Annotated in this window: 11 protein-coding genes, 1 pseudogene and 1 other annotated feature; all 12 genes and pseudogenes read left to right on the forward strand. The window is 57.2% G+C overall.

Features of this window, described 5'->3' with window-relative positions:
* Positions 1–26 precede the first annotated feature (26 nt).
* The 12 genes and pseudogenes from ACSQ13_RS18810 (at position 27) to ACSQ13_RS18865 (ending at position 19,576) form a co-directional block, all read left to right on the forward strand.
* Complete coding sequence (locus tag ACSQ13_RS18810; RefSeq protein WP_295512698.1) at positions 27–2,504, forward strand: filamentous hemagglutinin N-terminal domain-containing protein; 2,478 nt, start codon at positions 27–29, stop codon at positions 2,502–2,504.
* A 23-nt stretch (positions 2,505–2,527) separates the two neighbouring features.
* Entirely contained in the window at positions 2,528–4,204 is a 1,677-nt protein-coding gene (locus tag ACSQ13_RS18815; protein ID WP_295512700.1) for a ShlB/FhaC/HecB family hemolysin secretion/activation protein, read from the forward strand.
* A gap of 142 nt (positions 4,205–4,346) precedes the next feature.
* A complete protein-coding gene (locus tag ACSQ13_RS18820; protein WP_295512702.1) occupies positions 4,347–5,150 on the forward strand; it encodes a tetratricopeptide repeat protein in 804 nt (267 codons plus the stop codon).
* Between the two features lie 11 nt (positions 5,151–5,161).
* The gene (locus ACSQ13_RS18825) at positions 5,162–5,587 is read left to right on the forward strand and encodes a DUF2846 domain-containing protein (RefSeq protein WP_295512704.1); all 426 of its coding nucleotides are present in this window, start codon (positions 5,162–5,164) and stop codon (positions 5,585–5,587) included.
* A gap of 64 nt (positions 5,588–5,651) precedes the next feature.
* The gene (locus ACSQ13_RS18830; protein WP_295512706.1) at positions 5,652–12,791 is read left to right on the forward strand and encodes a two-partner secretion domain-containing protein; all 7,140 of its coding nucleotides are present in this window, start codon (positions 5,652–5,654) and stop codon (positions 12,789–12,791) included.
* Positions 12,792–13,130, forward strand: a complete 339-nt coding sequence (locus ACSQ13_RS18835; protein ID WP_295512708.1) for a hypothetical protein — start codon at positions 12,792–12,794, stop codon at positions 13,128–13,130. It abuts the gene before it with no gap.
* Between the two features lie 218 nt (positions 13,131–13,348).
* Positions 13,349–15,010 (forward strand): DUF6862 domain-containing protein, encoded by a 1,662-nt coding sequence (locus ACSQ13_RS18840; protein WP_295512710.1) that lies wholly within the window; start codon positions 13,349–13,351, stop codon positions 15,008–15,010.
* Positions 15,011–15,372: 362 nt separating this feature from the next.
* Entirely contained in the window at positions 15,373–15,603 is a 231-nt protein-coding gene (locus tag ACSQ13_RS18845; protein WP_295512711.1) for a hypothetical protein, read from the forward strand.
* Positions 15,593–15,802 (forward strand): hypothetical protein, encoded by a 210-nt coding sequence (locus tag ACSQ13_RS18850; RefSeq protein WP_295512712.1) that lies wholly within the window; start codon positions 15,593–15,595, stop codon positions 15,800–15,802. Before ACSQ13_RS18845 ends, ACSQ13_RS18850 begins: the two co-directional genes overlap by 11 nt.
* 76 nt (positions 15,803–15,878) lie before the next feature.
* Positions 15,879–16,892, forward strand: coding sequence for an IS110 family transposase (locus ACSQ13_RS18855; RefSeq protein ID WP_295512714.1), 1,014 nt, complete (start codon positions 15,879–15,881; stop codon positions 16,890–16,892).
* 326 nt (positions 16,893–17,218) lie between these two features.
* A pseudogene (locus ACSQ13_RS18860) lies at positions 17,219–18,156 on the forward strand (IS3 family transposase); the annotation flags it as partial.
* Positions 17,506–17,622 (forward strand) — a sequence feature (AL1L pseudoknot). It overlaps the preceding pseudogene by 117 nt.
* Before the next feature lie 46 nt (positions 18,157–18,202).
* On the forward strand, positions 18,203–19,576 hold the full coding sequence (locus tag ACSQ13_RS18865; protein ID WP_295512716.1) for an IS30 family transposase: 1,374 nt from the start codon (positions 18,203–18,205) through the stop codon (positions 19,574–19,576).
* Positions 19,577–19,578: the final 2 nt, after the last annotated feature.

Raw genomic sequence — 19,578 nt, forward strand, 5'->3', positions numbered from 1 at the left:
TGGGTGGACATAGAGTTGGCGGTAAAATGTCTATCAGGGCGGTGCTTCGTGTTGCTCGGTACCATCGCGGCTTTGGGATTGCGGGGCTTCTAGCGAGTCTTTTTCCGGCCTCTCTTGCAGCACAATCCGTGGCGTCAGATGGCGGGACCGCCACGACTATCACCATTGGCGCCTCGGGCCTTGTCACTGTGGATATCGCTCCTGCGAATGCAGCCTCGATCAGCCACAACACATATTCCAGTTTTTCAGTGCCTACGGCTGGGGTCAATTTGAACAATGAGACTGTCAGGGCAGGCACGATCCTCAACGAAGTCACTTCGGCCAATATCACGACCATTAAAGGCCCACTAACTGTCATTGGACCAAAGGCCGATGTGATTGTGGCTAACCCCAACGGCATCACTGTGAATGGCGGAAGGTTCCAGAACACCGGCAATGTGGCCTTGACCACAGGCGTTCTGGGGCGCACGAGCACCGATCAGGTGACCACCACAGTTACAACTGGGGCGATTGACATTGGCCCCGGCGGGCTCAACGGTACAATGGAAGAGCTGGCGCTGATTTCCAAATCCCTGCGCATTGATGGCCCCCTACAATTTGATCTACCCGACGCCTCTTCACATGCCAATATCATCACAGGCGACAGCACGGTCAGTTTCGACAGGCTGCGCGGTGGCTTTGGACAGGACGGCAGCGGCCTTCTGCCCTGGGCGCTGACCACAGATCAAGGGAATGCCGCGACTGATGCCGTGATCGTGGATATCACGGGCAGTGGCTCTCTGAATGCCGGTCGGATCAGTGTGACCGTCACGGATCAAGGTGCGGGCGTACGTTTTGCAGGTGATCAATTGGCCTCGGCAGGCGGGTTTCGCCTGACCAGCACAGGGCAGTTGGAACTCATGGAGAGCAGCATCACGGCCCAAAGGTCCGTCAATGTGACGGCGGGGAGCGTGGCATTGGTTTCGGCTGATACATCCCGCGCGGAAATTACCTCGGAAGAGAGCGGCGTGACTATTGCCGCGCGTTCGGGCAACATTAACCTTGGCCAGGGTCGTATTGCTGGGCGTGTAGTCTCTTCTGACACACTGGCTTCCTCCGGCGGGGTGACCTTGACGGCCACAGGAGACATTACGTCCGAGAGCGACGGTGAGCGTGTTGCAGAACTGGTCTCAGATGCGGGCGATCTGCCGAATGCGCAAAGCACCAGCAATGTGGTGCTGACCGCTGATGGGACTCTACGCTTTGATGGTTTGAATGTGACCATCACAGATGACTTCCGCCTGACGGCCAACGGGCCAATTGCATTTTTCGAGGCAACGGGTGAAATCGGCGGAGATTTTCGCGCGTTTTCGAATGCTGATCTGAGCTTTGACGCCTCCACCTTGACCGCACAAAGCGATATCCGCCTGGATGGCGCAGAACTACGTTTCGGGGCGGACGAGGTGGATCAGGCGCGCACAGAGCTTGTGGCCGTGGATGGCGGGTTCACCATGCGCTCAAGCAACGCTGATATCCTGAACTTCGGCAGTTTGTTGCAGGGCAAAACCACGACATCTGGTGAGACTGAGTCCAAAGGCGGGATGACCGTCTATGCGGCGGGTGATTTCTTAAACAAAAGCCTTTCGGTAGACCGGTTGGCCGTGGCTTATGGCGAAGACGACGATCTGCACATCGAGACCGTGGGGGACGTCCGCAACGAGACCGGACGGCTCTTTTCGAATGCGGGGATCACCATCCAGGCCGGGGGGGACATCCTGAACGAGACCCTCTTCACCCAAGAGCTCGCCCCTCTGAGTGTGACGCACAGCAAAGGACCCCGCTTTGCGTCGTCGCTCTTTTTGAAGCGCAGCCGCAATACGCGCGTCTCGGGAGATTTTGGCGCGCAGGCCATTGCAGGTGAGCAATCCTTTATCCTAGGCATTGGCGATGTGTCGCTAGCCGCGCAAAACATCCGCAGCACGGGTGCGGATATCACCGGGGCCAACGTCACCCTGAATGCCAGCGGGGTCATCACGAGTGACGCCCGCCAGATCGGGCAGATGGATTTCCGCCAGTCCTGCAAGTGGCTCTGCCGCACCTCCGGAACCTCCTCCTTGCGCTTCGTCGGCGGCACGGTCACGGCGTCTCAGGCGCTTTCCATCACGGCGGGAGAGACCGTCAGCAGCCTGGCAGGGACGTTGAGCGGGGCCAGTGGCATCAGGATCACAGCACCCACAACAGAATTTGTGCCCGCATTCTCTGCACAACTGATCGAGCACCCGGCAGGCCTGACCGGCTGGTTCCAAGGCCGTCGGGGCTACCTCACAGGCGATTACAGCTTCGGAAGCCTGCAAAGCACGGGCGGGGATATTGCCATCGACGGGGACGCAGATCTGGGAGCGGCCGATCTGTTTGCAACAGGAGAGGTGGTCATCACGGGAACCCGAATCCAGAGTACGCCGCCCACGCCGCCCGCGTTATTCGAGCGCCGCCCAATCGGGCTCTTGTGGAATGTTTTCGACTGATGCCGGGGTTGAGACATATCGCGATGGCGCTAGGAATTGCGACGATAGCCCTGCCGTCTATCGCCCAGGAGAATGATCCGGGCACACGTCTTCTCGAGGAAACCCGCCGCCAGCGCCAGGTGGAAGAACTGGCCCGCACCTCTGCAGGCCAGGAGATTACCACGCCAGACGCCAAGGGACCCGTCACTGAGATCCCCTGTTTTCCGATCGAAGCGATTACGGTGACGGGCACCACCATTTACACCGAGGCCGACGTCGGCCCAATTCTAGCCGCGTTCTCGGGCCGATGCCTCGGGCAGGTTAGCATCACCAATCTCCTGGCCCGTCTCACGGCGCGCTACGCCGATGCGGGCTATATCACCACCCGTGCCTATGTTCCGGCGCAAGATATCAGCACGCGGCGCCTGACGATCGAAGTTCTTGAGGGGCGCATTGAGACTTATGTTTTTCAACAGACGGATGCGACTGGGACTGCCAGACCTGGGTCGGCGCACAAACTAAAAGGGGCCTTGCCCCAGCAACCCGGGGATGTGTTTCAATTGCGTGATCTGGAACATGGCTTGGAGCAGATGAACCGCCTGCGCTCATCTGAGGTCAATGCCAATCTTGCCGCGGGCGACGCACCGGGCACGAGCCGCATCTTGCTGACAGAGACAAAGACAGACCCCATTCGCGGGAGCTTTGGCCTCAACAATCGCGGCAGCGAAGCCACGGGGCGGACCCAATTGAGCTTTGGCCTTGAGGCGGACGACCTTTTGAGTGTTAGTGACGCTTGGACACTGAGCTATTCCGGCTCACAAAACAGCAATGCACTGGCCTTTGGTATCTCCCTACCGTACCGTTACTGGCTCTTCTCGCTAAATGGCTCCTATTCCGAAGAGCTGACGCCAGTGACCGCCAGCTCGGATCTATTCGCCCAGACGGTCACAGCCAATATGACGGCAGAACGCTTGCTCTACCGCGGTGCGCGCTCAAAATACTTTGCTTACGCAACACTCAGCACGTACCGCAACAAGCGATACATCAACATTGCGGCTTTGACCCCACAAAAACGCTCGGCCATGCGGCTAGGCTTGCGCCATGAACACCGTCTGGAAAAATCGGTTATCTCTGCCGATACATCCTTGTCTTTTGGGACGCGTTTGTTTGAGGCAGATTGGGATGCCCCGGGATTGCCGGCAGGAAGCCCAAGAGCAAACTTTAAGAAGCTTGAAACCCGCCTGACCTATATCCGCCCCTTTACCAGCGGGCGTCAGCTGTCGATATATCTTGTGGGGCAATTGGCAGACGGGCCGCTCTATAGCAATGAGCAAATATCCATTGGCGGTTGGGATACAGTGCGCGGCTATACAGGCTTTTCCGCCTCAGGTGATAGCGGGACTTATTTGCGGACAGAACTTAGTTTCCCGGCCAGCAAGGTTGACCTGCGAGGTTGGGGCAGGCCACTTGGCGATAGGCAACTCAACCCATTTCGAGAGGCACAGGGTGGGCTCAGGCCTTTCGTGTTTGCGGATGTAGGCTTTGTCAAAGCACGGACAACTGGCCAGTCGACCTCGATGTTGAGCGCAGGCTTGGGAGTCTCTGCACAAGTTGGCAAAACGACATTGAACGGGACACTGGCAGTTCCCCTCAAGAGCGAAAATGGACAGCGCTTCGGTGGGGTCCAGGCATTCATGGGCCTGACAGTGAAGGCGTTTTGAAGACTACAAAGCGTTGGACCAGCACGAATCGACTCGACAGGCAGATCACGTCCTTGTTATCTGGGGTTGCAGATTTGAGGATAAAGACTCTTTGAGGTATTTGACATTGATCTATTGCGCGGCTCGATCCTGTGCTCTCCAATTGGCGGCTTGCGCTCTTATTGCGGTTTCGGGGCCTGCCTTTGCACAAGAAGACAGTCTTCACATCAAGGAGGGTCTTGCAGCCCTTGACGCACAAAATTTCGAGGCTGCGCTAGAGGCCTTTCAGGACGCTTTTGATGAGGGGAACCCAGACGGGGCGTTTTATCTTGGGCGGATGCTGGAACTTGGCATTGGCGGCGGGGCCAATCTACAGGCCGCAGTTGGACTGTACCGTGCGGCGAGCGATTTGGGATCTGCGCCCGCAAAGAACCGCTTGGGCGTATTGAGCATTCAAGGCAACGGTGTGCTTCAAAATTACGTAGAAGGCGCGGCGCTGGTCTGTGCGGCGGCCGAGCTTGGCGACGTGAATGGAGCGTTCAATTGTGGGACGGTTCTGCTTGAGGGGCGCGGCATTGGTCAGGATGAGGTCAAGGCCTATGCCTGGTTTGGGGTGGCGGCCAATCTGGGCCATGTTGCTGGGATGAATGCGCTTGCGGCCGGGTTGATTGAAGGCAAGTATCTGGCACGCGATGTGGCGGCGGGGGTGGCGCTGTTGGAACGCTCCGGCGCGCGCGGTGATCCTGCCGGTCTGTTTGCTTTGGGTCAAATTCAGATGTCTGGGGTCGCAGGCGAACCCGATCTGATTGAGGCACACAAGAATTTTAACGTTGCGGTAGCCCTAGGGCACCCAGAGGCTGCGGCGGCCCGTGCAAGCGTAGAGGTCGGGATGAGTGCAGAAGAGATTACATTAGCGCAGAAGCGAGCAAAGGCCTGGCGACCAGCTGAGGCACAGCGAAATGAGTGAGGAAAAGTGACATGAACTATATTCTAAAATCTACCATAATCGGTTTGGGTTTTTTTACCCTTGCAGGCTGTGATACGCCAGCACCCTCGACCTCTGTCCCAACGACGCTTGCCGCACAGAGTTCTGACGGTGAAACACGTCTGGTGATATATCGCACATCCTACACGGGCCTGGCAGTTCAGCCCAAGGTTTTTGTGGATGGTCAGCAAGCTGGAACCTGTGCACCCGGGCAGGCAACGACAGTTAAAGTCGCGCCTGGCGTGCACCGCGTGAGCGCCACAACACTTACAGAAAAGGCAGTGGAAGTTTCAGTCCCCAAAGGGGGAACGGCATATGTCCGGTGCTCTATTTCAGCAGGGATTGTCGTTGGGGGAGCAAAGCTTGTTGTTGTTCCGGCTTCTGAGGCTGCGCCTAAAGTTGCCAAGCTGAAAGGCTAGACATACCGAAGCGGTCGAATATGTTCCGCAGGTCTTTTTTGAGAAAGTGAATGGGGAAAGACACATGATGAATTTGAGCAAAAAGACGGCGAGTCACCTTCATAAAGCCCTGCACGGTTTTGTGACGATTATCTCATCGGCCTCGATTGTTGTGAGTTCGGTCTCTGCCTCATTTGCTCAAAACATCATCGTGGACCCGTCGGCTCCAGGGACGTCGTTTTTGCAAACGAGCAATGGGACGCCGCAGGTAAATATCAAGACACCGCAAAGCGGTGTCTCTCTCAACAAGTTCACCGAGTTCAATGTCGGCGATAACGGCCTCATCCTGAACAACTCCCGTTCAAACGGTGTGAGCGTTATCGGACAAAACGTGACTGCCAATCCAAACCTGATGGTGTCGGGTCCGGCGAGCACGATTGTCGCCGAGGTGACTGGAACGGCTCCCTCGTCAATGACAGGCAAGACCGAAGTCTTTGGCCAGAAAGCGGCCGTGATTGTCGCAAACCCCAATGGCATTGTGTGTAACGGCTGCGCGTTTTTGAACACCACGAGCTCTACATTGACGACTGGTAAACCCACAGTCAGCGGGTCGCGTGTCGACCTATCCGTCACCAAAGGGACCGTGACCATCGGGCCGGAAGGCTTCTTGCCCGGTGCACAAGGCGCTCTGATTGGGCGCCATGTAATTCTGACTGGGCCCGTGGTGACCACTGGGCAAGGTGCGAACAACGACCTGTTGGTGTCAGGCGGTGCCCAACGGGTACAGGGGTTGAATGGGACGGACCTTTCAGCATCCCCCATCGTGGCCGCCCCGAGCACGACCGCCAAGACCTCGCCCTTTGCCATTGATGCGAGTGAACGGGGCAGGTTGACAGGCGGAGACGTGACCATCCGCAACCCTGAAGCGGGGCAAGGGATCAATCTTTACGGCGCAACGGATGGGCGCTCATTAAACGCGTCATCTGGTGGCAACCTCTTTTACAAGGATATTGAGGCAGACAACTCGGTGACCCTCTCAGGCTCCGAGCTACGCCAATATGGTAACCTGACGGCTGGCGGGGACGTCACGCTCAATGGGCGGGCATTTACGCTCTATGATGGTCGTGTGATCGAAACCCTTGGCGACATCAAGATTACGGCGTCAGATTATGCGATCATTGCAGGTGAAGTCTCCGGCAACAATGTGAACGTTGATGTAACGACGGGCACGCTGACCAATACCGGCTTTTTGATGGCGGATGGCGACCTGACAGTTATTGCGGGCGAGGATGTCAGCCAGCAGCGCCAGATTGCCCGCGAATACGACATCTATTTTGACCCGGCTCTACAGCAATATATCCAAGCCTATTATGCACAGCTTGCAGCGGGTGGCCCTGAATCAGATGTAGCAGCTGAGATGATCGCGCGCGCCAGCCGTCATGAATTGGTGGCGGAATATGTCGAGAAAGGTGCGACTGCCACGGGGACAAATGTGTCGATGACTGCGCGCACTGGTAACATTACCAACGAGGGTGGCGCGATTGCAGCCACGCAAGACGCGCGGCTGCTGGCGGGAGCGAGTATCATCAACACTTACCTGGCGCTGCGTTCGCGCCTTGATGCCGCAGATGGCTGTTCTGGCGAGAATTGTGGCTACCGCACGGATTTCTACGGGGCAGAGATTTTGGCGGGGCGTGATCTGGTGCTGACGGCGGGTGTCGATATCCGCAATGAAGCCAGTGATATGGCGGCGGCAGCTGGCCTCACGCTAACGGCAGGCCGGGATGTGGTCAATTCGTTGAAAACCTCTGCCTATACCGCGACGGGAACGAGTTCGACCACAACGCGGGTTGATCAAGAAAATGTTCTCGCTCCAGGGCGGATCATGACGCTATATGGGGATATCGACATTGCTGCGGGCCGTGATCTCCTTCTTACAGGCTCGCTGTTGTCATCGGGTGGAGATTTGCGGCTTGATGCGACGGGTCAGGTGCGCCTGAGCAGTTATACCGGGTTAGAGAATGATTTTCGAGTAACGCAAGTGGCGGCCCGTGTCTGCACCACGGGCAAAGACTCCTATTGTTACAATACCACCAACAGAACTGTAACGAATGACGGCACGGTGCTTGCGACGGCGACATCAAATTTGGTGGGGCAGGATATTCGCATCACCGCTGGCAAAGATGTGACGCTGATTGGCGCACGTCTGCTTGCCGGGGATGATCTTACCCTGACCTCAACAACAGGGGCGGTTCTAATCGACGGCGCGGATCTTCCGGGATCGGTTGCCCGTGATAGCGCCAAAGAAGCGCAGCTTGTTGAGCTTGATAGTGATCTTGCCAAGAGCATCTTTGGGCAAAATGGGCGAACAACGACATCAGTAACTGGTGAGGATTATATCGCCTTTTTGCAGGAAAACGATCTTTTGACGGCCGTGGAAGCGCTGCGCCGCTCAGACAGCGGTGCCGACATCAAGGATGCGGCGCGTTCTGTCGGAGTGCAATCCTATGTCTCACTGGTGGATACTTCCAAACTGGAAACTCTGCGCAAGGATGCGGAGGCAGAGATCAATGCGATCTGGTCGGATGCCGGAGCCCGGATTGAAGCCCATGACGGGGAAGTTGCTGAGTTCCATGATGTGTTTCGCTCTGAGCTGGCTGAATTGGAGGAGCGCTTGGGCGATACTCCGACCGAGCGTCAGGCCGAGCTCAACATAGCACTCAGAGATGTGACCGCTGAGTATAGCAGTGCGGTGTCCGCTGTAGAGGCGACATACAGAGCTGCGCTTGCAGCCAACCAAGCCCAATATGGAGCGCTTTTGACCAAGCGCGAGCGTCGCTATCGCACAGTGGGCTATGGCAAAGGGCAATATACACAAGCCTATTACGTGACGGTGCCAAATACCGCTTATGTCAACTTAAAGAATGCCGCTGATGCGCGCGCACAGTCTGCGCGCAGTGTATCGCTCAATCAGGCAACCTCCGAGCGAGCGCTGAACACGGCACTGGTGCGGGCATCCTTCACGGATACGGGCATCCGTGATGAGATTGCGGCTCTAAGCACGAGCTTCACCGCGCAACTTGGAAGCTATGGCAGCCAGAAGACGGCGTTGGTGGCTTCGCTCAACAGTAAGCTGGGCGATGCGATGCGACGCGCGGGTGAGGTGTTGGAGCAAGAAGCTGAAAGTGATGCGCTGCGCGGCGCCGCCATCGCCCGTGGCAGCGTTGTTGAGGGAGAAAAATCCTTGGCAGCGGCATTGACCAACAAGGCCTTCCCAGAGCTGTCTCTCGCGGAAAACGTGGTGAGCAATGCGTCCGGGGTTATTGAAAACCGCCGCAACGGGGATGAGCGTCGCACGCGGTTGGTTACCAAGACCCGTGATGTTGGTGAGTACCGCGATGTACAGAGCACGCGCCAGGAAGTGCGCTACACCTATACTTGCACAGGCTATGGCAAGGGACAATCCTGCTACAACGCCCGCAGCTATGTGACCGTGCCAGTCACTCAAACCAACTGGGTCATCACGGGCACTGAACAATACCAGGCCGAGGAAACCTATCTTGATGGTGTGGCCTCGCGCAAAGCGCTGATCTCAGACGATCGGGTTGAACAAGATGCGTTCCTGGCGGCGACGGCCTGGCGGTTTGGCTCTGGCGGAACTCAAAATGCCGGGAGCGACTATCCCTGGAACCAGCTGGTGGCCAATGGTGGGGATCTGACGCTGAACGCAAAGACCAACCTGCTGCTTGAGGATGGGAGCATTCAGGCTCTGGGGCTGCTCAACACGACGTCTTTGGGCAACACAAACCTGCGCAGCGTGGATGTTGCAGCGGGGGACATTCGGCTAGTCGCTGGCGGCATGCTTGGGGCAGAGGCCGTGAGTCTGAATACGCCTGGCAATGCTTCGCTGTTTGGAGCAGCGGGCTTGGCCATAACGCCGCGGGCCTGGGAGTATACGGTTACCGACACAAGAAATCCGCTTGTTGGCGAATTGGCCGCGAAGAATTGGGGCATTCTCGTCGGCCAGACACTGGTCTCTCAGGAACTTTCCGAGGTCATTGTTGGCGGCAATCTTGATCTCAACACACTTGGGACACTGTCGCTCGGCGGCACAGGTGTCGAGGTTGGTAATGATTTGACCATGACGGCCACAGGCGACTTGCGCCTGATCGCTCCACGCTCGGCAATCGAGTATCACGTGGGCGATGCCCGCAACGGCACCGATTTGTGGGATGTGCGCGCGCATAGGACCCGGATCACGACAGGGGGCGATGTGACTGGCCGGGCTGGTGGCATGGCCTTCCTTGAGGGGACCGCTATCGATGCCGGTGGTGCAATTGATCTGGCCTCAGGCGGGGACTTGGTGCTTTCTGCCGCGCAAGATGTGCGGGAATACCGCTACCGGACCTATTCGAGCAGTTTGTTCCGCAAAAAAAGCTACTCGCTCTCAGAAACTCGTGTGACCAATCAGGGGGCAAACCTGATTGCAAAGGGTGCGATTGACCTGGAATCCACGGGAGGTAACCTGACCACGGCAGGAGCTCGGATTGAAAGCCGCGCGGATGATATCAACATCTCGGCCACTCAAGGGGATATCTATGCAGGAGCCTTTACGGATGTGAACCGCCGCGAAGCGATCTCGCGCAGTTCCACCTTCTTTGGCTTGTTCTCTTCTAATTCTTCAAACCTTGTGGATACGCGCCGTGCCACAGGCACGGGAGCGCTGGCGGCCGCCAATCTGTCGCTGGTTTCTGGTGGCAATACCACCCTGATTGGGGCGAAGCTCTCGGCTGGGGGGGACCTCAATCTGAACGTAGGCGGTGATCTGAACATTCAGGCGGCCATCGACAGTGAGCGCAAAGAGTTTTTTGAAAGCAAGGTCGGCGCGATCTTGGCCACCACAGAGACCGAGCGGTCCAACCGAGAAACCGCCATCCTGACCTCGCTGAGTGCGGATGGTGATATCACCTTCTCGGTAGGCGGCACCACCAACTTGACACTCTACAGCAAGCCGGGCGAGGCTAGCGCCAGCGTAGCGGACCTTTATCCCGAGGAGCTTGCAGCACTGGCAGGTCTCGTACTACTCGACCAAAAGTTGCTTGACGAATACTTCCACGACAAGACCAAAGCCCTTTCCCCGGCCTTCACCATGGTGCTCACCATTGCGCTGACCTCGGGTTTTGGAAACTTGTTGACAAGTGTCGGCATGAAGGGGCTGACCGTCACCAACGCTTCTACAGGTGTCACCTCGCTGACCCATGCGGGTAAGGCTGTCGCATCCTTTGCCGCGTCGTCAACCGTTGGCATCGCCAACGGTACGGTATCAGGCGATCTTGATCTGGGACAAATCCTCAAGAACGCCGCTATATCGGCAGGGACAAGCTATCTGCAGAGCTCGCTTAATTTGAAGGCTATGGGGCAACCTCAGGCCGAAGCCCTGGCGGCGCAAGGTAATGCTGCATTCGCTGCCGTCGATGAGCTTGGGACACGTACCCTCCTTGGCACCGCTTGGGATCCAAGTTTAACGACATCGGCGTTTGGCTCAAACCTCACCGTCGCTGGTGTGCTTGAGGGCGCGTTTGACGCCTCCATCGGGGCTACCATCCAGACCGCGGCCTATGGCGGCAGCTTTGGCGATGCGTTCAAAGGCAGCTTCATCAACTCCGTCGTGGCGCTTGGGCTTGCCGATGCGCAGACCGGGATCGGGGATGTGTTCGCGAAGGAAGGCAGCGGCGGCGAGGGATCGCTGGGTCATGTGCTCCTGCACGGGCTCGCAGGCTGTGTGGCTGCCGAAGCTCAGGGCGCTGACTGCGCCGCAGGAGCCGCAGGCGGGATTGCGCAGGCGGTTTATGCGGGCGGGTTGGAAAGCACGGCGCTCACGGACGAACAGCAGCGTCAGCGGGCCGAACTGATCGGGGCCGCAGCAGGATGGTTGTTCTCTGGTGGCGAGGCCCAGAACGTCTCGACAGCGGCCAGCGTTGCGCTGTCGGGCATGATCAACAACCGACAGCTACACGCAAATGAAAAGGAAATCCTGAGCGATATGCTCGGGCGGCAAATCGACGACGCCGATTTTGACACGCTCGACGGCGTGTCAGACGCGGAGCGTGCGACGCTGGCGGCGGCCTGTGCGCTGATCAAGTGTTCGGCCCATCTGTCAGTGAACCACCCAGACTACGCCGCGCGTGTGGCGCTGGAGCGCGTAGGCTGGCAAAACCTAACAGAGATGCGCCGCCTGATGCAGGCAGGCAATACCTATGCCGGTTATGATGTCCAGGCCGAGCACGGTCATCTGTATCTAGGTGGGCGCGGTGATCGCGGCGATTCCGGCTATGAGATCGGAGCCTTCCTCTATACCGGCACCGACGCGCGTTACGACTGGACGCTTTCGGCGGGCCACGACATCTACGGTCAAAAGTCGTCGCTGCCGCAGACCGTTCTGGACGGGCTGCTGGGGCTGACTTCGGACCCGACACAACTCTGGCATGGGTTGGTGGATGAGGTTCAGGGCACGGCAGAGGTCTGGGCTGCGGTATTTACCGATGCAGGTATCTCGGATGCGGGCGAGCAGTTGGCGCTGAAACAGGCGCTGCGTGGTATGGATTACGCCGATGCGGCCACGTTGGCCTATCTCAACGGCGGGCTTTCGAACGAAGAGTTCCGCCAGGCCCTGACCGACACCGCCCAGGCCCCCGCTGTCCTGCAGACCATCGTGCTGGGCTATGCCGCAGGCGGGTATGCGTTGGCTCGTGGTGCGCTGGTGCCGAGGGTGAGAGGCGATGTCCCAATGGGGGTAACGGTTTCAGATATTGGTGAACTGCGGCCACCGGCACGCCCATTGCTGGAAGGCGAAGATGTTTTGATTGGCTCGGCGCAAGGGCTTCAAAGCAGAACCTCTGGTACATTTGATAATGTGGTACAAGGCACGCACGGTGATCGTGCAACGACTTACCTGTACACAGTCGATGACCGTGGTGTGAATATTGCACTCGAAAATACACCAGCGGGGACACCAAGAGGAAATATTGTTCACACCAACCTAAGTGATCGTGCTGCGATAGGAGGCGAAGCTTGGTTTGGCCCCAACAATACGGTGACCATCAATGCTGGCTCAGGTCGTTTTGGTGATGGCGCTGGTATTACACAGCAACAGTGGGACAATACGGTTCGTTATTGGGAAGGGCTTGGTTACACAGTGAACCCAATTCCAATTGGGAGCAGGTAGATGAAATTTTGGGAACTGACTTCGATTTGCCGTGATGAGCCTGACTTGCTAGCCAAAGTTCTGCGTGGTTATTCAGATCAAAAGTATGCCAACTGGCTTGATAATATGCCGAACATTGTCTTGCAGCAGCAGCGGGAAAAGTTGGATGCAGTTGTGCCACACGAATTGTGCGAAGCCGCGCTCAAGCCCCATAAAGGGAAGCTATACAAGAATGGGCCGCATGTTCGAAAAAATCGCTTAAACCCATCTGATACTGAGGTCTCTTATTTTGAGGTGTTCAGATTGTTTGGTGCTCAGTTTTTGGAGGAAGTACTGGAGAAAGGAAGCGCCAAACGATGACAAGTTGCTGGCTTGATCCCGCACCAACTCTTTTGCCACGTTAATCAGCTCCAGCTAAATCGTCACGCGTTCGAGCAAATCTTGCAGTTCTTCGTAAGCGTTAGCTGGCTGGCAACGGCGCATCAGCTTGACGGCGTGAAGGTCCAGGGCAGCAGGCGGCGGGGCAGGCCATCAATCCCACCTTCCCAACCGCCCGCCGCCCCGCTATCCTTCTGCCCATGATCCGTCGCCTGCTGACCCTTCTTGTCGCCCTGCACCTGACCCTCGCCCCGATGGCGCAGGCCGGTGTTCAGACCGTGGCTTATGGCGGCAATTTTGGTGATGCGTTCAAGGGGGCGTTCATCAACTCGGTTGTAGCACTTGGGTTGGCCGATGCGCAGACCGGGATCGGCGGCGTGTTTGCGAAGGAAGGCAGCGGCGGCGAGGGATCGCTGGGCCATGTGCTACTGCACGGGTTCGCAGGCTGTGTGGCTGCCGAAGTTCAGGGCGCTGACTGCGCCGCAGGAGCCGCAGGCGGGATTGCGGGGGCGGTCTACTCCGGTATGCAGAAAGCGCCGGAGCGGGGCAGCGACAGCACCGATGCGGCCTATCAGGCGGCTTACAATAGCTGGCACAGCCAAACGATGGATCAAGCCCAGCTAGTAAGTCTTGCGGCAGGTTACCTCTTCTCGGGCGGCAAAGCCGAAAACGTCTCGGTCGGTGCGTCAGTCGGCACCTCGGCAGTCGCGAACAACTACCTCTATCACGCCGAGGCACAGGAAAAGGCCGCGCTCGAGGACCTGCTTGCGCAATGTGATACTGCGGGCGGCTGCAGCGCGCAGGAGCGTTTGCAGGCAGAAGCGCGCCTGAACGAAATCAATACGCTCGACAGGTTCCGAGACGCAATGCTTGCCTCGGCCTGTCAGGCAAACCGACTGTCCTCGGGCTGTCTTGCCGGGATCCGGGACGCCCAGCTTGCTGTGAACTCCTATCTTGGAACCTCCGATGGCTACAACCGCCTTTGGGAGGACAACGCCAATGCTGGCCGCATCCTCGGGGCGTTCAGCGGATTTGGCTCCGATCCTGCCCTTGCCGCCATGCTCAACGGGATAGACATCGGCAGCGCGGGAGGCGCGGCCGTTGCGGCATTGTTCTTCGGTGGGCCTGCGACGGCGCGCTGTGCGATGGATGCGTTCTGTCGGGCCGAAGTGGCCAAGATGGCGGTCGATGCGGTTGGAACGCAATTCACCGGACAGGTGACGATGTTCCCGGTTGCGGGCGGAGCCATGCTCACTTTGCAAGCGGGGAACAAGGTTATAGGACTTCTGGATGAAGCCAGCGGTTTGACTTACAAGGCAGTCGGGCAGTCGGCTTCCGGCCGGTATTTGGTGGAGACTACGGCTGGCATTGGCTATGTTGACGAGGCGGGGCGAGTTGTTTCGCGAGCCGATATCGTGGCCATGCCGAAACTCGGACGTCCCGATCCAACGGCCTATCTCTCGCAGGCCGAAATTGATGCCCACCTGAGCTTGTTCAGCAGTGGGGCGGTACGCGTGACGCCGGCGGTCAATATTTCGAAGTACGGAACCGCAGGCCCGGATGGTGGCTTTGTTCTTCCAAAGTCCGAACTCGCGAGGATCATGCAGGAGACCGGCGGTGATGCAGCCAAGATTGAGCGCGCGCTGGGACTAAACGCCGGCGACCTGACTTCAGGACAGGTATCTATTCTCGAAATTGCGCCAGAGCACTTTGCCAACCTTCGCGTCCCCTCGGGCAACGAAGGAGGTGTCAACGCCAATTGGCTGCCCGGCGGCTATACAAGCGGTGGTGTGCCTGAGGCGGTGATGGACCTTGGGACAGTTCCCTTCAAAGACGTGACGAAGCAAGTCTTGGGGAAATAGCGATGGATGAAAACAAGTTCGGGCCCTACGTAAAGAAGATTGGCGATGTCTATTATCCTATGGGACGACCACGTCTCCGAACAGACGACCTTTTCCAGGAACCAACGTGGGAGGTTCGTCGTGAAGGCTCAAGATATCTGTTCGAATTTCTGGCGGCTCGCCAGGGTGGGGGCACAGACACTCATGAAATAACCCAAGAGGAATTCGAGGCAGTTAAGGCGGAACAGATGTTATTTGAGGACCTGCTTAGAAAATACGACAGATAGCCGGGAGGTGGCATGTTTGCAGCCAGTCGCCTCCGCGGCCGCTTAGGATCCAAATCGACAAGCCGTCTGTATCAAACCACTGGGGGAGACATCAGAGTGGTTGAACAAAGACTGGGCCTGAACCCGGGCGATTTCGACAATGTTCAGGTAGCCGTTATTGAGAGGCCCAATGTGCAAATTCCTGCAGGAAAAGAACTTGGCGCAAACGCTAATTGGATACCCGGGGGATATACCTCCGGCGGCATTCCAGAGGCAGTTATTCCAGGTCAGTTGAAAACCGATCAGGTCAAGGTCATTTCAATGGCGGAATTGTTCAATGGAAATTGATTTACCACTGGGTTTTTCTCTAATTGCCGATGAGGGCAGTCACTTGCGTATCGGCTTTCCCTATGGCGGGCACGGCGGTGGTGATTGCGAAATTTTGTTACCTAAATCAAAGTTGGAAAAATTCTGCACCGACGAAACTTGGGCTTGGCAGACCGCGGAGAAGTATTTTGTTGTAACTGCCCTCGGGTTACTGAACTGATGCGGTGGATGCCCCCACCCAACGGCATCAACTGTGCCAAGATGGTTTTGTTGTAACCACCAAGAGGGAGGCATCCATGTCCGAGATTAGCATATTGGCGATCGATCTTGCCAAGAACAGTTTTCAAGTTTGCGGCGTCAAGATCGATGGCGTCGCTGTTTTCAACAAATCAGTGTCGCGGTCACGGCTTATCCAGCTTTTGTCGGATCACACGCCCTGTATTGTTGCGATGGAAGCTTGCGCCACGTCGCATTACTGGGGGCGGATGGCGCAGGCATATGGCCATGAAGTGCGCATTATCCCTGCGATCTATGTGAAGCCCTTCGTGAAGCGGCAAAAGAACGATTTTGCCGACGCAGCGGCAATTGCGGAGGCCGCGTCCCGCCCCAGCATGAGTTTTGTTGCAGTGAAAAGCGCTGAGAAACAAGCGCGCGCCGTGGCGTTTCGGACGCACCAATGCTTTGTGAGACAACGCACACAACTAATCAATGCGCTCAGAGGGCATCTGGCGGAGTTCGGTCTGGTCGCGCCAAAAGGCCCGGTGCATCTCAAGCGTCTGCAAGCAGCCCTAAATGGGCCGCAGGTTGATTTGCCCACAACAGTGCGCGAGATGGGGCAGCTTTATGTGCAGCAGATCGGCGATCTGACCAAGGTGATCACGCGTCTGGCTGATGAACTGGAAGTCGCAACGAAAACGGATGACGAGTTACGCCGTCTTTGCACGGTGCCCGGCATCGGCCCAGTGACCGCTGGCGCAATAGCTGCCTTCGCCCCCGATCTCGAAACATTCGACAGTGGCCGCAATTTTGCTGCCTGGTTAGGTCTCGTCCCACGACAACACTCGACGGGAGGCAAAACCCGCCTTGGCGCTGTCAGTAAGATGGGTCAATGTGACATCCGTAAGCTGCTGATCATCGGAGCCATGAGCGTGATCCGATGGGTTGTGCGCAGGGGCGGCAGCGCCAACCGGTGGCTTGCCAGCCTTGTCGCCCGCAAGCCTCGAATGGTTGCGGCGGCCGCCTTAGCAAACAAGATGGCACGGATGGTTTGGGCCATGACGACAAAAGGCGAGGACTATAGAATAGCGTAATCCCGAGTCGCGAGGCGCGGGGTAACGCTGTAGGCCGCAAGGCCTGGGCAAGGTGATCGACAGACGGAGTAAGCGACACGGACTTCAAAGTTCAAGACAGGAAAACCCAGGCCCGGGGCTCGAGCGTCACAGCTCTCTGAACCGATGTGGATCCAGTCTTCCGAACAGCATACTGGCCCGTGGCGTCATAAAGGCCACAACTTTGAGGCCTGACACACGACCGATTGAAGCCCAGCCAAAATGTCGAAAAATCAACTTGCAAAACCGGGGGCATCCACACACGCCCCGGGTTTACCGGAGAGTAAAACTCTCCAAGGATGAACCCTATGACACAACGCAAACACACCCCGTCTTACACAGTTGAGTTCCGCGCGCGCGGCGTTCGGCTTTTCAATGAACAACGCTCGGAATATCGCAGTGACAACGCTGCTTATCAGGCGATCGCGCCCAAACTTGGCTGTGCTCCAGATAGCTTGCGGGGCTGGTGCCGTCAGTCTGAACGCGATGCTGGTGCCCGCAACGGTCTCACCAGTGAGGAGAAGGCCCGGATCAAAGACCTTGAGCGAGAGGTTCGGGAACTGCGCCAAGCGAATGAGATACTGAAGAAGGCTTCCGCGTATTTTGCCCAGGCGGAACTCGACCGCCCGTTCAGGAAATGATTTCGTTTATCGATGATCATCGCGCGGACTTTGGTGTCGGGTCGATCTGCAAAGTTTTGCCGGTCGCGCCATCGTCCTACTATGCAAATTTGGCGATCAGGCGGGATCCCCGGCTCGCCTCAAACAGGGCGCGCCAAGACGTAACGGACAGCGTGGAAATTCGGCGCGTTCACGATGAAAGCCGTGGCCGCTATGGCGCCAGAAAGGTCTGGCACCAGCTGCGCCGTGAGAACGAGGACATCGCCCGATGCACTGTCGAACGCTTGATGAAAGTTATGGGATTACAGGGTGTTGTTCGCGGCAAGCCAGTCATCACGACGAACCCCGATGCCTCTCAGCCGTGTCCGGACGATAAAGTGAACCGCGAATTCAAAGCACAATCCCCAAATCAGCTCTGGGTCAGCGATTTCACTTACGTGTCCACATGGCAGGGCATGGTTTACGTCGCATTTGTTGTCGACGTCTTCTCTCGCAGCATTGTTGGCTGGCGGGTCTCAACGTCGATGACAACAGCCTTTGTGCTTGATGCCTTGAATCAGGCGATCTGTCAGCGCAGCCCTGAAAAGGGCGGCGGCTTGATACATCATTCCGACCGCGGATCGCAAGGCGGATTCAATCGGTCGTCGCAACAACCGATGACAGGAGTTGTTGATGCCCACAGGAAGACGCAAATCGGAGAATTCGACGCGCCCTAAATTATCCTCGCCAGGCAGGCCGAAGGCTGCCCACCGAGAGCAACATGTTTTATTTTGGCGTTTGATAGCAGAAGGTATTTCCAGCGAGGAGGCTGCGGTTCAGGTTGGCGCGTCTGCGCCTGTTGGTGGCCGTTGGTTTAGAGAGGCTGGGGGTATGCCACCATCACAATATTCAAAGTCATCACCGCCTTTATCCGGGCGGTATCTATCGTTTTCTGAGCGAGAGGAGATTGCGTTGTACCGCGCGCAAGGAGTTAGCGTTTGTGCCATCGCTCGCAAAATTGGGCGGGCGGCATCTACAATATCTAGGGAGCTGCGCCGCAATTCCGCGACGCGTAGTGGTGGGTTTGAGTATCGTGCGACGACAGCACAATGGCATGCAAATCGCGCCGCAAAACGCCCAAAGAAGACAAAGCTGGAACAGAATCCGGCTTTGCTTCAGTATGTTGAGGAGAGGTTATCTGGTGGTGTGGCTGGACCAGACGGTGACATTGTATCTGGCCCCAATGTTGTTTGGACCAAACGCCGATCTGTGCGGCGCCAGCACAGACGTTGGGCTACAGCCTGGTCGCCAGAACAAATTGCAAGACGTCTGCCGCTCGACTACCCGAAAGATCCATCCATGCGTATCAGCCCCGAGACCATATATCAGGCCTTGTTTATTCAAGGGCGTGGTGCGTTGCGCCGCGAACTTGTCACATGCCTACGCTCGGGACGGGCTTTGCGCGTTCCTCGAGCGCGGCGAAAGGGCAAAGGGCGGCCCTTCGTCTCAGACGAGATCATGATCAGAGAACGCCCGGCTGAGGTCGAAGATCGTGCCGTTCCGGGGCATTGGGAGGGCGATTTGATACTTGGCCTCAAAAGTTCAGCTATCGGCACACTGGTTGAGAGAACGACGCGTTTTACCCTTCTGCTGCATCTACCTCCTATGCCTGACCATGGAAACGGGCCACGTCAAAAAAATGGGCCTGCCCTCGCTGGGCATGGAGCCGAGGCTGTTCGCGATGCCATTGCCGAAACAATCCAAGATTTGCCACAGCATCTACGCAAATCATTGACATGGGATCAGGGGGCAGAAATGGCCCAACATGAAAAACTTAAATCTGAGACAGGAATCGACATCTACTTTTGTGACCCTCAAAGTCCGTGGCAACGAGGCAGCAACGAAAATACAAACGGCCTTCTACGTCAGTATTTTCCAAAGGGCACAGACCTAAGTCAGCACCATCGAGATGAACTCAACGCTGTCGCTCACACGCTAAACAGCCGACCCCGAAAAACGCTTGGCTGGAGAACGCCGGCCGAGGCGCTGGAAGAAATCTTATCATGAGA

Source organism: Sulfitobacter sp. SH22 (assembly GCF_965641905.1).
Lineage (GTDB): Bacteria > Pseudomonadota > Alphaproteobacteria > Rhodobacterales > Rhodobacteraceae > Sulfitobacter.

What these genes read in the sequence shown, in the direction of transcription:
- ACSQ13_RS18810 (WP_295512698.1), top strand. Translation starts at nt 27, where the DNA reads ATGTCTATCAGGGCGGTGCTTCGTGTTGCTCGGTACCATCGCGGCTTT.
- ACSQ13_RS18855 (WP_295512714.1), top strand. Translation starts at nt 15,879, where the DNA reads ATGTCCGAGATTAGCATATTGGCGATCGATCTTGCCAAGAACAGTTTT.
- ACSQ13_RS18865 (WP_295512716.1), top strand. Translation starts at nt 18,203, where the DNA reads ATGCCCACAGGAAGACGCAAATCGGAGAATTCGACGCGCCCTAAATTA.
- ACSQ13_RS18815 (WP_295512700.1), top strand. Translation starts at nt 2,528, where the DNA reads ATGGCGCTAGGAATTGCGACGATAGCCCTGCCGTCTATCGCCCAGGAG.
- ACSQ13_RS18825 (WP_295512704.1), top strand. Translation starts at nt 5,162, where the DNA reads ATGAACTATATTCTAAAATCTACCATAATCGGTTTGGGTTTTTTTACC.
- ACSQ13_RS18850 (WP_295512712.1), top strand. Translation starts at nt 15,593, where the DNA reads ATGGAAATTGATTTACCACTGGGTTTTTCTCTAATTGCCGATGAGGGC.
- ACSQ13_RS18830 (WP_295512706.1), top strand. Translation starts at nt 5,652, where the DNA reads ATGATGAATTTGAGCAAAAAGACGGCGAGTCACCTTCATAAAGCCCTG.
- ACSQ13_RS18840 (WP_295512710.1), top strand. Translation starts at nt 13,349, where the DNA reads ATGATCCGTCGCCTGCTGACCCTTCTTGTCGCCCTGCACCTGACCCTC.
- ACSQ13_RS18835 (WP_295512708.1), top strand. Translation starts at nt 12,792, where the DNA reads ATGAAATTTTGGGAACTGACTTCGATTTGCCGTGATGAGCCTGACTTG.